The organism is Streptomyces sedi (genome assembly GCF_006335015.1).
In the GTDB taxonomy this organism is placed as follows: domain Bacteria; phylum Actinomycetota; class Actinomycetes; order Streptomycetales; family Streptomycetaceae; genus Streptomyces; species Streptomyces sedi.
In genome coordinates, this window is the sequence record NZ_VDGT01000038.1 from 1 (window position 1) to 14,343 (window position 14,343).

Below are 14,343 nucleotides of genomic sequence, written 5' to 3' on the forward strand. Positions count from 1 at the left end.
CGGGGAACTGCGCGAGCAACCGACCGCCGGGGCGAGGACGACACCTCACCCAGACCGGCAAGGTCAGTAGTCGACTGACCCCCGCCACGAATGCACCGCGCAGTTCCCCGCGCCCCCAAACAGGCCGTCACCTGCCGCAGGTGAACCCGCACCTGACCCACCACGCCAGCCCAACCCAGGGGCGCGGGGAACTGCGCGAGCAACCCACCACCGGGGCGCAGACGACAACCCGCCCAGCCACGAAGCTCCGTAGTCGGCCAACCCCCGCCACCCAGCATTCGCGCAGTTCCCCGCGCCCCCAAACAGGCCGCCACCTGCCGAAGGCGAAACCCGCACCCAACCCACCACGCCAGCCCAAACCAGGGGCGCGGGGAACTGCGCGAGCAACCAACCACCGGGGCGCAGACGACAACCCACCCAGCCACGAAGCTCCGTAGTCGGCCAACCCCCGCCACCACCCAGTGATCAGGCAGCGCCGACCTTGATCCAGGTGGCCTCGCCGGGGGTACCCGCCTCGTCGGTGACGAAGATCATGTACCAGCCGGGAGGCACCAGTGACGGGTCCTCGGGGACCGTCAGCTCCACGCCGCCCTCGACCCGTTCCAGCCCCAGTTTCAGCGAACGCTGCTCCACATCCGTCGTGTGGGTGACCGCGCTGGGGCGCATCAGCCGGGCTTCGGTGATCCGTTCCGCGTCGTCCGTCGCGAAGGCGACGGTCTCGCCGAGCGTGGCGCTCTCGGGCCCTTCGCCCAGCGCCGGCCGGGTCTCCTCGCGTCCGTCGTGGAGATACGGCGGGGTGTAGACCTCGATCCGCTTCTCGAACTCGCCGGTCCTGGTGTTGTCCTTGTCCCCGTAGAGCGGGTCGGAGCCGAACGTCGCCACCCGCCCGTCGGGGAGCAGCAGCGCCTCCGAGTGGTAGTTGCGGCCCACGGTCGGGTCGGCCGCCGGCACGAACGCGTCCTGCTCGGGGTCGTAGAACTGCGCCCGCAGCACGTCGCTCTTGCCGCGCCCCCGGTAGTCCTCGGAGCCGCCGGAGGTGAAGACGGTGTCGTCGGGCATCAGCACACTGCTGAGGTAGCGGGTGCCCTGCGGCAGGCTCGGGCCCTCGCGGTAGGTGGGGTCCTCCTCGGTGAGGTCGACGACGGCCGTCCGTTCCGTCGACTTCGAGGACTCGCCGACGCCGCCCCCGCCCAGCACCATGAACCGCTGGTCCTGCGCGGGAGGCAGCAGCAGCGAGGCCGAGGTCTCCAGCTGGTCGGGGTCGGAGAGGCCGCCGACCTCCTCGAAGGTGTTCTCCTCCAGGTCCCAGATGCCGGGCACCCGGCCCTCGTCGGCGGGGCCGTAGCCCGCGTTGGAGCCGGTGTAGAAGATCTTCCCGCCCTCGGTGAGGAAGAGCGCCGGATAGGTGGGGAAGTACCGCTCGGGGCCCTCGGACCAGGTCTTGGTCTCGGGGTCGTAGATCTCGTTGATCCCGGGGACCACCTCGCCCACCTCGTCGAGGCCGGAGACGGAGAGCACCCGGCCGTCGGGGAGCGTGGTCAGCGTCGGGTACCAGCGGGCCTCGGCCATCGGGTCGACGGGGATGTAGCGCTCGGCCACGGGGTCGAACTCGTAGGCCACGTCGATGCCCTGGAAGTCCTGGTCCTCCAGGGTGATCGCGGAGGCCAGCCCGTAGAGGTTGCGCGCGTCGGCGCCCTCCAGGCCGAGGATCTCGTACTGGCCGGCCTCGTCGACGACGCCCTGCTCGCCCTCCTCGACGGCGGTGACGAAGACCCGTTCCTCGCCGGCCGTGATGGTGTACTCCGGCTCGTTCTCCCGCTCGTTCTCCTCCTCGGCCTCCGCCCCCGGCTCCGCGCCGACCTCGTCCGCCTCCGCGGCGTCCTCGTCGCGTTCCGGCTCGCGCTCCTTCTTGTCGGCGGCGGGCACGGTGATCGCGTTGGTGGTCTCGTAGAGCTGGCCGCCGGGACCGCGCAGCCGGGTGCCCTCGGGGAACTCGCGGCTGCGGTCGGGGTCCTCGTTCTTGATCAGCATCGGGCCGCCGGCGTGGGTGACCGCGTCGCCCAGCACCTCGTAGCGGAGGGTGCCGCCGGCCACCAGCAGCTTGCCGTCGGGGAGTTGGGCGTGGCCGGCGCAGAACAGGTCCTCGGGGGTCGGTACCTTCTCGAACGAGTTGTCCTCGGGGTCCCACAGGATCGTGTCGAAGGTGCCCTCGTCGAACTGGTCCTCCTCGTTGCCCGAGCCGGCGATCAGCAGCACCTTGCCGGTGTGCAGCAGGGCCGCGTGGATCGCGTTGGTGCGGTACTCCTCGGGCACGTCGACCGTCTCCCAGGAGCCGTACTTCGCCTGGTAGGCGGGCCGGGATATGCGGTACTCGTGGAGCTGCCGCTCGGCGAAGGAGACGGCGGCGGGGGCGTTCAGGCCGACCAGCAGCAGGGTGATGCCGCCGCCCAGGGCCAGCTTGCGCAGCCGGCGACCGGGGCGGTAGCGGTGGCGGACACGTCGTTGACGGCTCATGCGTCGGCTCCCACGGGGCGTCGGGGCGGCAGTTCGCCGCCGGGGTCGTTCGGAACGTTGGCTTCGGGAACGGGCGACGGGCGGCGGGCGACGCCGAGCCGGGTGCGCGGTCCCGCCGCACGGTGCCGGCCGGTGGGGCGGCGGCGCAGCTCGCGGGTGGACCAGGCCCAGACGACCGGCGGGGCGAGCGCGACCGCGAGGGCGATCAACGCCCAGCTGCGCATGGCCACATGGGTGTGGCCGAGGACGACGGAGACCAGCAGCGCGAACGTCAGCAGCCCGGCCCAGCCGAGGTGCCAGCGGAAGGTGGCCGGCCGGTCGGGGCTGGCCTCACCGCCCTTGGGCGTGACGACGAACCCGGAGGTGCGCCGGAGCACCGCGTCCAGCAGCGAACGGGCGTAGACCGGCGCGGAGAGCGCGGACATCAGCATCCCCGCGGTGCCGGACGAGCCCTCGGGCTCGTGGGGGGAGACGTTGTGCCGCCGGTTCCAGACGTAGAGGCCGACCTGGAGCGCGGCGACGTCGCTGTAGAGCATCAGCCACACCGAGGACGACACCTGGGTGCCGGAGGCGCCCAGCAGCAGGTAGAGCACGCAGCCCAGCACGCCCAGCGTCCAGGTGATCGCGGCCATCGGGTAGAAGGCCAGCATCAGCGAGTAGTTGAGCAGCGTCCCCGGCCGGTGGCGGCGCCCGCCGCGCCCGTACTGGCGGATCAGCGTCTCGTAGGTGCCGCGTGACCAGCGCAGCTGCTGGGTGAAGAAGTCGGTCCAGGAGGACGGGCCCTCCCCCACGGCGAGCACGTCGGGGGTGTAGACCGAGCGCCAGCGGTTGCCGGTGTCGGGGTTGGCCGTGCGGTGCAGCTCGAAGCCGGTGGCCATGTCCTCGGTGACCGAGTCGCAGAGTCCGCCGATGGAGCGGAGCGCCGCGATCCGCACCGCGTTGTTGGTGCCGACGAACATCGGCGAGCGGTAGCGGTTGCCGGCGCGCTGGATCAGCGCGTGGAAGAGGAACTGCTGGCTCTCGGCGGACTTGGTGACCGGCCCCTCGTAGTTGCCGTACACCTGCGGGCCGACGACGAAGGCGACGTCCGGGTCGCGGAAGTAGCCGAGCATCCGCTCCAGGAAGCCGGGCAGCGGCACGTGGTCGGTGTCGACGGAGGCGAAGTAGTCGTAGTCGTCGCCGTGCGCGTCCAGCCAGGCGTTGTAGTTGCCGTGCTTGGCCCGCGCGCGGTGCGGGCCGCTGGGCTGGTTCCAGCGGTCGACGCCCCTGCGGGTGAAGTGGCGCACGCCCAGCTCGGCGCACATCTCCCTGACCTGCGGGTCGTCGCCCTCGTCGAGCAGCCAGACGTCCAGCGGGCCGGTGTGCCGCAGCCGGACGGCGCCCTCCAGGGTGCCCCGCACCATGGTGAGGGGCTCCTTGCCCGGCACGAAGGTGGTGAGGAACGCGACCCGGGTGCCCGCCTCGGGCGTCACGGGCACCGGGTCCCTGGCGACCATGGTGGCGTGGGCGACGGAGACCACGTTGACCAGTCGGAACAGCTCGATCAGCGCGATGCAGCCGAGCATCACCACGTCGGCGGCGACCAACCAGAAGGGGGCGTCGCTGCGTTCGGTCCAGTGGCTCGGCCACACCAGCCACAGCAGCAGCACCAGCGAGAGCGTCGGCGCCAGCGCCATCAGCAGGGTGGCGCGGGTGCGGTGCGGTTCCCTGGCGAGCAGGCTCCGGTAGCGCACCCGGTAGCCGGGGCCCGGCTCGGCGAGCGGGCCGGCGAGGCGGCTGTAGACCTCGTAGTCATACCGCTGGGACCGCACGGAACACTCCTTTTCGGGACAGGAACCACAACCCGACACATCAAAGACACGTCAGAAAGTGGTCCCTGTCGAACCGGAGCGGTCCGAGCGAGCTACCCCAGGGGCGTCAGAACGGTGGCCTCAGGCGTTGACGACGCCCTGCTTGCGGGCGCGGGCGGCGATCACCGCGTCGTCCTGCGAACGGCGCAGCCGGCGCTCGGCGAAGAAGCCGCCGACCGGGATGACCGCCATCAGGAAGAACCAGGCGGCGGTGGCGGGCGACCACTTCGCGCGGTTCCACGCGTCGGCCCACAGCAGCACGTAGGCGACGAAGAGCACCCCGTGCACCGCGCCCATGACGGGGACGGCGTTGAAGTCCGTGGTCCGCTTCAGCACCGAGCAGACCAGCAACAGCAGAAAGGAGACCGCCTCGGGGGCCGACACCAGACGGAGCCGGTGCAGGGCTTTCAGCGTCTTCATGTCCATGGGGAAGCGCGACCTCTCGAATGCCGGGTGAAGATCTCATGTGAACCGGTGCACAAGCCATTGTCGCAGTCCCCCGAACGCTCGGGAGCCGGGGGTCGCCGGCGTTGGCTATCGTTCGGAGGCATGGACACCGACATCGGCACCCGCTGGCTCAGCGACGCGGAGCAGCGCGCGTGGCGGACCCATCTGGACGTCAGCAGGCTGTTGACCCACCAGCTGGAGCGCGATCTCCAGCCGTTCGGGCTGACCATGAACGACTACGAGATCCTGGTCTTCCTCTCCGAAGCCGAGGACCAGCGGATGCGGATGAGCGACCTGGCCGCGGCCACCCTCCAGTCGAAGAGCCGACTGTCACACCAGATCACCCGCATGGAGAAGGCGGAGCTGGTGCGGCGCGAGCACTGCGACTCGGACAAGCGCGGGCTGTTCGCCGTCCTCACCGAGCAGGGCTGGGCCGTGATGCGGCGGGTGGCGCCGCACCACGTGGAGTCGGTGCGCCAGCACTTCATCGACCTGCTCTCGCCCGAGGAGCTGGACGCGCTGCGACGGGCCCTCGCCCCGGTCGCCGACCATCTCCACCAGCGGCGCGGCAGACCCTAGGCCGAGACGGCCTAGCCGGCCGCCGGTTCCTCGTCGGACGGGTCGTCGCGCCCGGCCAGCGGCAGGCGCAGCGTGAAGAGCGCGCCGCCCTCGGGCGCGGTGTCCACGTCCAGCTCCCCCGCGTGGCGTCGCGCCACGTCCCTGGCGATCGCCAGCCCGAGCCCGGCGCCGCCCTCGTCCCTGCTGCGGGCGTCGTCGAGGCGCACAAAGCGTTCGAAGATCCGCTCCCGGTCGCCCTCGGGCACGCCGGCCCCGTCGTCGCCGACCTCCAGCAGCGCCTCGCCGCCGGCGGCCCGCAGCGAGACCCGCACCCGGCCGGTCGCGTGCCGTTGCGCGTTGTCCAGCAGGTTGCCGAGCACCCTGGCCAGCTGGCCGCGCGAGCCGCGCACCGTGAGGTCGGCCAGCTCCGCGAGCTGAACGGGGTGCCGGTCGCCGACACGTTCCTCCAGCACCTCGTCGACCAGCCGGCCCAGCTCGACGGTGGCGCTCAACGGGCGTTCCCCGGCGTCGAGTCGGGCCAGCAGCAGCAGGTCGGCCGCGAGCCCCTGGAGCCGGACGGTGTCCTGCACCGCGCCCGGCAGGTCGAGCAGCTCGGGGTGGGCCTCGCCCACCTCCAGCTGGGTGCGGAGCGAGGCGATCGGGCTGCGCAGCTCGTGCGAGGCGTCGGCGACGAAGCGGCGCTGCCGCTCCACCGAGGACTCCAGCGCGGCCAGCGTCTCGTTGGTCGTCCTGGCCAGCCGGCCGATCTCGTCCCTGGCCTCCGGCTCCGGCACCCGCCGGCTCAGGTCCTCGGAGCGGGTGATGTCGGCCATCCCCCGCCGGATGCCCTCCACCGGGCGCAGCGCCCTGCGGGTCACCAGCCAGGTGACGCCCGCCACCACGGCCAGCAGCGCGGGAACGCCGGCCAGCATCGAGCTGCGCACGCTGTCGATCGCGGCGCGTTCGACGTCCAGCGGGGCGCCCGCGTAGACCACCAGGTCCTCGTCCCTGGGGGTGGTCACCTCGACGACGGCGAACAGGTACTCCCCGTCCTCCCCGTCGACGACGGCGCTGCCGGTGACCGAGCCGATCTCCTCGTCCAGCTCGCCCGGCCCCGGGAAGGAGTCCTCGTCGCCGTCGGCGCCGGGGCGCTCCTCGCGGTCGTCGTCCTCGTCGTCGCCGTCGTCGTCCTCGTCGTCGTCGCGGTCCTCCCGGCTCTCCCGCTGGTCGGCCTGGTCGCTCCGCTCGGCCTGGTCCTCCCGGGCCGGGGGGTCGGGGGTGACGCTGTCGCTGCCGGTGCCGGCGATCCGTTCCAGGCCGTCGCTGACCTGGTAGACCCGGCCTTCGCGGTCCACCACCTGCACCGGCCGCGCGTGGTCGAGGTCCAGGTCGTCCAGGGCGCGGCCGGTCGCCAGCTGGGCCGCGACGTCGCGTCCCGTGACCTCGGCCTGGAGGCCGACCTGCTCCTGGAGGTTGTCGCGCAGCAGCCACACCAGCAGCAGCCCGGCCGCGACCAGCGCGACCGCCACCACCAGCGTCGCGCCCACCGTGGCCCGCGCCCTGACGCTACCCACGCCGTTCGCCGCCCTCGGGCCCGGTCGCCAGCCGGTAGCCGGCGCCGCGCACGGTGACGATCAGCCCGGGGCCGAGCTTGCGGCGCAGCGCGCTGACATAGACCTCCACGATGTTGGGGTCGCCCTGGTAGGCGAAGTCCCAGCCGTGCTCCAGGATCTCCGCCTTGGAGACCACCTCGCCCGCCCGGCCGGCCAGCCGCTCCAGCACGGTGAACTCCTTGGCGGTCAGGCCGATCTCGCGCCCGCCCCTGGTCACCCGGCGGGTGGAACGGTCCACGACCAGGTCGCCCACCCGCAGCTCGGGCGCGGCGCCCCGGCCGCGCCGGCGGAGCAGGGCGCGGACCCTGGCGACCAGCACGACATAGGAGAACGGCTTGGTGAGGTAGTCGTCGGCGCCGGTGTCCAGCCCCTCCGCCTCGTCGTACTCGCCGTCCTTGGCCGTCAGCATCAGGATCGGCGTCTCGTCGCCGGCGGCGCGGAGCGCGGCGCAGACGCGGTAGCCGTTCATGCCGGGCAGCATGATGTCCAACACGATCAGGTCGTAGCCGCCCTCGGTCGCCCGGTGCAGCCCGTCGGTGCCGGTGTGCACCACGTCGACCGCGAAGCCCTCGGCCCGCAGTCCCTGGGCCAGCGAGATCGCCAGCCGTTTCTCGTCCTCCACAATCAGCACGCGCACGTGGACCAGCTTCGCAAACGGATGCTGAAGACTTCTTCAGCCGCCTTCAGCTCAGCTTCAGCAACGTTCGGCGACTGTGGGGTCACGTCGAACGGCGAGGGGCCGGGCGGCGGGCTGAGAAGCCGGAACGAGTGGGAGGACCCCAACATGAAGCGCAACATGATCGTCGCGGTCGCCGCCGCCGGAGCCGTCGTCGCCGGGGGCACCCTCGCGGGGATCGCGATGGCCTCGGGCGGCGAGGAGCGCACCGACCAGGCGGCGCTGAGCAGCAACCTGTCGATCCAGGAGGGCGGCTCCGCCGACCGGGACGACGACGCCACGGCCGCCTCGGACGCGGCGGAGGCGGCCGGCGACTCGGCGGCGCTGCGCGCGCTGGCCACGGCGCTGGCGGCGACGCCCGGTGTCGTCACCGAGATCGAGCTGGACCGCGACGACGACGGGCCGCGCGGCTGGGAGATCGAGATCTACGACGAGTCGGAGACCTGGCACCGCGTGGTGGTCAGCGAGGACGGCGGCGAGGTCCTCGACGAGCGCACCGGCCGCTCCGGGGACGACGGCGACGACGATGACGACTGGGACGACGACGGCGACGACGACCTGGCCGCGGCGCGCAGCCTGCTGGCCGCCGAGGCCAGCACGGACGCGGCCACGGCGATCGCCACCGCCGAGTCCCACACCGGCGCGACCCTCCGCGAGGCCGACGTGGACGACGGCCGCTGGGAGCTGGAGCTGCGGGGCGAGGACGGCACGGAGTACGAGCTGGCCATCAGCCTCCAGAACGGCGACATCGTCGAGGAGGAGCGGGACCGGGACGACGACCGCGACGACGACCGGGATGACAGCCGGGACGACCGCGACGACGACCGGGATGACGACAGGGACGACCAGGACGACGACAGGGACGACGACGCGGACGACCGGGACGACGACCGTCGCGACGGCTGAGGCAACGCCGCCCCGTGAGGGGTCGCCGAGGTCCTACGCCTCGGCGACTCCCTCCACCAGCAGGTCAGCCGCCGCGTAGGGGTCGAGGTCCCCGTCACGCACCCGGGTGGCCAGCGCCCCGAGGCGCTGGTCGCCCCCGAGCTGCCCCATTCGCGCGCGCAGCGCCGTCAGCGCGATGCTCTCCACCTCGTTGGCCGCCCGCCGCTCCCGGCGGGCGGCCAACGCGTCGTGTTCGACCAGCCAGCCGTGGTGCTTCTCCAGCGCCTCGACCAGCTCGTCCACGCCCTCGCCGCGCGCCGCGACCGTGCGGACGACGGAGGGGCGCCACTCCCCGGGGGCGCGCGGCGGGCCGAGGCCGAGCATGTGCTGGAGCTCGCGCACGGTGGTGCCGGCGCCGTCGCGGTCGGCCTTGTTGACGACGAAGAGGTCGCCGACCTCCAGGATGCCGGCCTTCGCCGCCTGCACCCCGTCGCCCATCCCCGGCGCCAGCAGCACCACCGTGGTGTCGGCCTGGGCGGCGATGTCGACCTCGGACTGCCCGACGCCGACCGTCTCGACGAGCACGACGTCGCAGCCGGCCGCGTCCAGCACCCGCACCGCCTGGGGCACCGCCCAGGAGAGCCCGCCGAGATGGCCCCTGGTGGCCATGGAGCGGACATAGACGCCCGGGTCCAGCGCGTGCTCGCTCATCCGCACCCGGTCGCCCAGCAGCGCGCCTCCGGAGAACGGCGAGGACGGGTCGACGGCCAGCACCCCGACCCGCTTGCCGGCGCGCCGGTAGGCGGTGACCAGCGCCGAGGTGGTGGTGGACTTCCCGACGCCGGGCGAGCCGGTCAGCCCGACGATCCGCGCGCCGCCGGTGAGCGGCGCCAACGCGGCCATCACCGCGCGCAGCCGGGGCGACTCGTTCTCGACCAGCGAGATCAGCCGCGCGACGGCGCGCGGCTCACCCCGCCGGGCGCGGGCCACCAGGTCGCCGACGTCGGCGCCGGCGGCCCGCCCGCCGTTCTCAGCCACGCGGCGCGCTCAGCAGCAGCGCGTCGCCCTGGCCGCCGCCACCGCACAGGGCGGCGGCGCCGGTGCCCCCGCCCCGTCGGCGCAGCTCGTGCGCGAGATGGAGCGCGAGCCGGGCGCCCGACATGCCGATGGGGTGGCCCAGGGCGATCGCGCCACCGTTGACATTCACACGTTCGGAGGAGATCCCCAGGTCGCGCATGGACTGGACGACCACGGCGGCGAACGCCTCGTTGATCTCCACCACGTCGAGGTCGTCAACCGTCAACTCGGCGCGGTCCAGGGCGTGTTCGATGGCGCGGGCCGGCTGGGAGTGCAGGGAGTTGTCGGGGCCGGCGACGTTGCCGTGCGGGCCGATCTCGGCCAGCCAGCTCAGCCCGAGAGCCTCGGCGCGCGAGCGCTCCATCACCACCAGGGCCGCCGCCCCGTCGGAGATCTGCGAGGCGGAGCCGGCCGTGATCGTGCCCTGACCGTCGGCGCCGGGGAACGCGGGCCGCAGCCGGGCCAGCGACTCGACGGTGGTCTCCGGCCTGATGCCCTCGTCCTCCTCGACCAGCAGCGGCTCCCCCCTCCGCTGGGGAACGCTCACCGGCACGATCTCCTCGGCCAGCAGCCCGTTCTTCCGCGCGGCGTCGGCACGCTGGTGGGAGAGCGCGGCGACCGCGTCCTGCTCCGCCCTGGTGACGCCGAGCCTCCCGTTGAAGGTCTCCGTCGACTCGCCCATCGCGATCCCGTCGAACGGGTCGGTGAGCCCGTCGTGCGCCATCGCGTCCAGCACCTGCATCGCGCCGTACCGCACCCCGCGCCGGCCGGCCGGCAGCAGATGGGGCGCGTTGCTCATCGACTCCTGGCCGCCCGCCACCACCACGTCGAACTCGCCGGCCCTGATCAGCTGGTCGGCCAGGGCCACCGCGTCCAGCCCGGAGAGGCAGACCTTGTTGACCGTGAGGGCGGGCACCGTCATCGGGATGCCGGCGCCGACCGCCGCCTGGCGGGCCGGGATCTGCCCGGCGCCCGCGGTGAGCACCTGGCCCATCACCACGTAGTCGACCTGCTCCGGCGCCACCCCGCCCCGCTCCAGGGCCGCCCGGATGGCGAACGAGCCCAGCTGGGCCCCCGAGAACCCGGACATCGAGCCGAGCAGCCGCCCCATCGGGGTGCGGGCGCCCGAGACGATCACCGAACGACGCTGTGGGGAAGTCGTCATCATGCACTCCTCGCGCTGGGACGGGCACGGCACCGGGCGGGCCGCCCCGAGGTAAACGATGGTTCACTTCAATCTACCGAGGGGCGCCCCACCGGGTCACCCGCGCCCGCCTGTGACCGTGGGCACGTTGCGCGAGGGGGGCCAAACCCTGTGCACTGGAGCCATGTTGACTCGCATCGACCACATCGGGATCGCCTGCCTCGACCTCGACACGACCGTCGAGTTCTACCGGACCACCTACGGCTTCGAGGTGTACCACTCCGAGATCAACGAGGAGCAGGGCGTACGCGAGGCCATGCTCAGGATCAACGGCACCGACGACGGCGGCGCCACCTGGATCCAGCTGCTGGAGCCGATCCGCGACGACTCGCCCGTCGCCAAGTGGCTCGCGAAGAACGGCGAGGGCGTGCACCACATCGCCTTCGGCACGGCCGACGTCGACGGCGAAGCGGAATCGATCAGGGGCAAGGGCGTGCGGGTCCTCTACGACCAGCCGAGGCGCGGCTCGATGGATTCGCGGATCACCTTTCTCCACCCCAAGGACTGTCACGGCGTGCTCACCGAACTGGTCACCTCCGCGCCGAACGAGACCGCAGCGGAACCTGAGGCCCACTGACGCAAGGCTCCCAGGCCGGTAGAGTGGCCCAGCCGGGGCTTTGGGGCACTTCTCGTCCCGTGTTCGCCGACGACCGGATCAGCTTTACCACGACCAGGGGACGGATGGGGCCGCACGGTGCGGGGCTACGACGCCTACCAGGCTGACGACCACCTCTCGCGACTCGAAGCCGAGATGGAGCGGCTCAAGAAGGAGCGGGACAAGGCGGTCGACCACGCCGACGATCTCGGCTACCAGGTCGAGGTCCTGCGCGCCAAGCTGCACGAGGTCCGCCGTGCGCTGGCGGTGCGTCCGGTCTACGGCGACGCCACGTCACACGCCGAGCAGGTGCTGCGCTCCGCCCAGCACCAGGCCGACCAACTGCGCGCCGACGCCGAGCGCGAGCTGCGCGAGGCGCGGGCGCGCACCCAGCGGGTGCTCCAGGAGCAGTCCGAGCAGCGCGCCCGCATCGAGGCCGAGCTGCACGCGGAGGCCGTCAACCGCCGCCAGCGGCTGGACGAGGAGCTGGCGCAGCGCCGCTCCACCGTCGAGACCCATGTCAACGAGAACGTCGCCTGGGCCGAGCAGTTGCGCGCCCGCAGCGAGTCCCAGGCCAGGCGGCTGATCGAGGAGACCAGAGCCGAGGCCGAACGGACCGTCAGCCAGGCCAGGGCCGAGGCCGCCAGGCTGACCGAGGAGGCCAGAGCGCGGCTGGTGAGCGACGCCGAGGCCGCCAGGACCGAGGCCGAGGAGCTGCTGCGCCGGGCGCGCGCCGACGCGGAACGGCTGGTCAGCGCCGCCTCGGCGCAGGCCGACGAGGCCACCGAGCACGCGGAGCGGCTGCGCAGCTCCACCGCCGAGGAGGCGGAGACCGGCCGGCGCGAGACGGCCGCCCTGGTGCGCAAGGCCGAGGACCGCGCCGCCGACGCGGAGACCGCGCTGCGGCTGGCCCGCGAGGAGGCCGACCGGCTGCGTGAGGAGGCCGCCGAGGAGGCGGAGCGGCGCCGCGCCGACGCGGAGAGCGTCTACCAGCAGCGCACCGCGACCGCCAAGGCCGAGGTCGCCCGCATGGTCAGCGAGGCGACGGCCGACGCCGACCGCCGCAGGACCGAGGCGCAGAACGCGCTGGACGAGGCGAAGGCGCGGGCCGAGCAGCTGGTGGCGGAGGCGTCGGAGGACGCGCGTTCCCGCTCGGCCGAGGAGTACGCGGCGCAGCTGGCCGAGGCGGCGCGCACCGCCGAGGAGGTGCTCAACAAGGCGGCGGGCGAGGCCAAGGCGACGACCAGGGCCGCCACCGAGGAGGCCGAACGACTGCGGGCCGAGGCGGAGACCGAGGCCGACCGGCTGCGCGCCGAGGCGCACGAGACGGCCGAGCAGCTGCGCGGCGCCGCCAAGGACGACACCGCCGACTACCGCGCCAAGACCGTCGAACTCCAGGAGGAGGCACGGCGGTTGCGCGGCGAGGCCGAGCAGCTGCGGGCCGAGGCCGTGGAGGAGGGCGAGCGGATCAGGGCGGAGGCCCGCCGCGAGACGGTCTCCCAGATCGAGCAGGCGGCTGCCAGCGCCGAGGAGCTGCTGACCCAGGCCAAGGCCGACGCGGAGGAGCTGCGTTCGGCCGCGACCGCCGAGAGCGAACGGGTCCGCACCGAGGCCATCGAACGGGCCACCACCCTGCGCAACCAGGCCGAGCAGGCGCTGCGCAAGGCGCGCGGCGAGGCCGACGAGCTGCGCGAGGAGGCCGCCTCGGCCGCCGAGAAGGTGGCGGCCGAGGCCAAGGAGGCCGCGGCGAAGCTCCGCGAGGAGGCCAGGGAGGCCGGCCGGGCCGAACGGGAGGCGGCGGCCGACGAGTTGGAGCGGCTGCGCGCCGAGGCGGCCGAGCGGCTGGCGACGGCGGAGACGGAGCTGGCCGAGGCCAGGTCCGAGGCGGAACGGCTGCGCGCCGAGGCGCACGAGGCGGCCGAGCAGCTGCGGGCCGAGACGGCCGAGCGCGCGAAGACGCTGACGGAGCAGGCGGAGCGTTCGGCCGAGGAGGTGCGGGCCGAGGCGACGGCGGACGCGGCCAAGTCCCGCGTCGAGGGCGAGGAGTTGGCCGTCAGGCTGCGCGGCGAGGCGCTGGCCGAGGCGGACCGGCTGCGCGAGGAGGCCGCCGCCGCGGCCGACCGCGCGCGGGCCGACGCCGCCGCGGCGGCGGAGCGGACCGCGGGCGAGGCGGCCGAGGCGCTGGCCGCCGCGCAGGAGGAGGCCGCCCGGCTGCGGGCCACGGGCGAGACGCTGCTGGCCGAGGCGCGGGACGCGGCGCACCAGGAGCGTTCGCAGGCCCACGAGCAGAGCGAGGAGCTGCTGGCCGGCGCCCGCACCCGGCTCGACGAGGCGGAGCGCCGCGCCGAGACGCTGGTCTCGGCCGCCGAGCACAAGGCGCAGCAGGTGCGGGACTCGGTCTCCGGGCTGCGCGAGGAGGCCGAGGCCGAGATCGCGGCCCACCGCGCCGAGGCCGAGCGGGCGGCGGCGCGGGTGCTGCGCGAGTCGGCCGAGGAGAAGGAGGCCGCCGCGGCGCTCGCCGAGCGGACCGTCACGGAGGCGATCGCCGACGCGGAGACCAGGCGCAGGGACGCCGAGGCGGCCTCGGAGCGGGTGCGCGCCGAGGCCGAGGCGGTACTGGACGGCGCCCGCGAGGACGCCTCCCGCCGCCGCACCGAGGCAGCCGAACAGGCCGACGAACTGATCGCCGGCGCCACCGAGGAAGCCGAACGGCTCCGCACCGAGGCCGAAGCAGTACTCGACGGCGCCCGCGAGGACGCCTCCCGCCGCCGCACCGAGGCAGCCGAACAGGCCGACCAACTGATCGCCGGCGCCACCGAGGAAGCCGAACGGCTCCGCACCGAGGCCGAAGCAGTACTCGACGGCGCCCGCGAGGACGCCTCCCGCCGCCGCACCGAGGCAGCCGAACAGGCCGACCAACTGAT

At 73.6% G+C, this 14,343-nt stretch carries 11 protein-coding genes; 4 read left to right on the forward strand and 7 right to left on the reverse strand.

Features of this window, described 5'->3' with window-relative positions:
- Positions 1 to 465: 465 nt before the first annotated feature.
- The 3 genes from glxA to FH715_RS27705 form a co-directional block, all read right to left on the reverse strand.
- Complete coding sequence (gene glxA, locus FH715_RS27695; RefSeq protein ID WP_139650217.1) at positions 466 to 2,514, reverse strand: radical copper oxidase GlxA; 2,049 nt, start codon at positions 2,512 to 2,514, stop codon at positions 466 to 468.
- Positions 2,511 to 4,325 (reverse strand): glycosyltransferase family 2 protein, encoded by a 1,815-nt coding sequence (locus tag FH715_RS27700; protein ID WP_139650218.1) that lies wholly within the window; start codon positions 4,323 to 4,325, stop codon positions 2,511 to 2,513. The genes glxA and FH715_RS27700 overlap by 4 nt, the downstream gene beginning before the upstream one ends.
- A 120-nt stretch (positions 4,326 to 4,445) precedes the next feature.
- Complete coding sequence (locus FH715_RS27705) at positions 4,446 to 4,790, reverse strand: DUF3817 domain-containing protein (RefSeq protein WP_139650220.1); 345 nt, start codon at positions 4,788 to 4,790, stop codon at positions 4,446 to 4,448.
- 123 nt (positions 4,791 to 4,913) lie between these two features.
- Between FH715_RS27705 and FH715_RS27710 the strand changes: the two genes are divergently transcribed.
- Positions 4,914 to 5,390, forward strand: a complete 477-nt coding sequence (locus FH715_RS27710; protein WP_139650222.1) for a MarR family winged helix-turn-helix transcriptional regulator — start codon at positions 4,914 to 4,916, stop codon at positions 5,388 to 5,390.
- 11 nt (positions 5,391 to 5,401) lie between these two features.
- Here the strand turns inward: FH715_RS27710 and FH715_RS27715 are convergent, their stop codons facing one another.
- A complete protein-coding gene (locus tag FH715_RS27715; RefSeq protein WP_139650224.1) occupies positions 5,402 to 6,943 on the reverse strand; it encodes a sensor histidine kinase in 1,542 nt (513 codons plus the stop codon).
- On the reverse strand, positions 6,936 to 7,619 hold the full coding sequence (locus FH715_RS27720; RefSeq protein WP_139650226.1) for a response regulator transcription factor: 684 nt from the start codon (positions 7,617 to 7,619) through the stop codon (positions 6,936 to 6,938). The genes FH715_RS27715 and FH715_RS27720 overlap by 8 nt, the downstream gene beginning before the upstream one ends.
- Before the next feature lie 147 nt (positions 7,620 to 7,766).
- On the opposite strand from FH715_RS27720, the gene FH715_RS27725 reads away from it, so the two are divergent.
- Complete coding sequence (locus FH715_RS27725) at positions 7,767 to 8,564, forward strand: PepSY domain-containing protein (RefSeq protein ID WP_170184853.1); 798 nt, start codon at positions 7,767 to 7,769, stop codon at positions 8,562 to 8,564.
- 33 nt (positions 8,565 to 8,597) lie between these two features.
- Here the strand turns inward: FH715_RS27725 and meaB are convergent, their stop codons facing one another.
- Both meaB and FH715_RS27735 read right to left on the reverse strand, forming a co-directional pair.
- Positions 8,598 to 9,581, reverse strand: coding sequence for a methylmalonyl Co-A mutase-associated GTPase MeaB (gene meaB / locus FH715_RS27730; protein WP_139650230.1), 984 nt, complete (start codon positions 9,579 to 9,581; stop codon positions 8,598 to 8,600).
- Positions 9,574 to 10,785, reverse strand: a complete 1,212-nt coding sequence (locus FH715_RS27735) for an acetyl-CoA C-acetyltransferase (protein WP_139650232.1) — start codon at positions 10,783 to 10,785, stop codon at positions 9,574 to 9,576. Before FH715_RS27735 ends, meaB begins: the two co-directional genes overlap by 8 nt.
- A gap of 163 nt (positions 10,786 to 10,948) precedes the next feature.
- Here FH715_RS27735 and mce point away from each other — a divergent pair, with 163 nt between their 5' ends.
- Together mce and FH715_RS27745 are read left to right on the forward strand one after the other, a co-directional pair.
- On the forward strand, positions 10,949 to 11,401 hold the full coding sequence (mce, locus tag FH715_RS27740; RefSeq protein WP_139650234.1) for a methylmalonyl-CoA epimerase: 453 nt from the start codon (positions 10,949 to 10,951) through the stop codon (positions 11,399 to 11,401).
- A gap of 117 nt (positions 11,402 to 11,518) precedes the next feature.
- Positions 11,519 to 14,343, forward strand: a 2,825-nt coding sequence (locus FH715_RS27745; RefSeq protein WP_139650235.1) for a hypothetical protein, incomplete at its 3' end; no start/stop codon positions are given.

Coding starts and splice junctions, on each gene's coding strand:
- glxA (WP_139650217.1), bottom strand. CDS start 2,514: ATGAGCCGTCAACGACGTGTCCGCCACCGCTACCGCCCCGGTCGCCGG.
- FH715_RS27705 (WP_139650220.1), bottom strand. CDS start 4,790: ATGGACATGAAGACGCTGAAAGCCCTGCACCGGCTCCGTCTGGTGTCG.
- FH715_RS27710 (WP_139650222.1), top strand. CDS start 4,914: ATGGACACCGACATCGGCACCCGCTGGCTCAGCGACGCGGAGCAGCGC.
- FH715_RS27725 (WP_170184853.1), top strand. CDS start 7,767: ATGAAGCGCAACATGATCGTCGCGGTCGCCGCCGCCGGAGCCGTCGTC.
- FH715_RS27735 (WP_139650232.1), bottom strand. CDS start 10,785: ATGACGACTTCCCCACAGCGTCGTTCGGTGATCGTCTCGGGCGCCCGC.
- mce (WP_139650234.1), top strand. CDS start 10,949: ATGTTGACTCGCATCGACCACATCGGGATCGCCTGCCTCGACCTCGAC.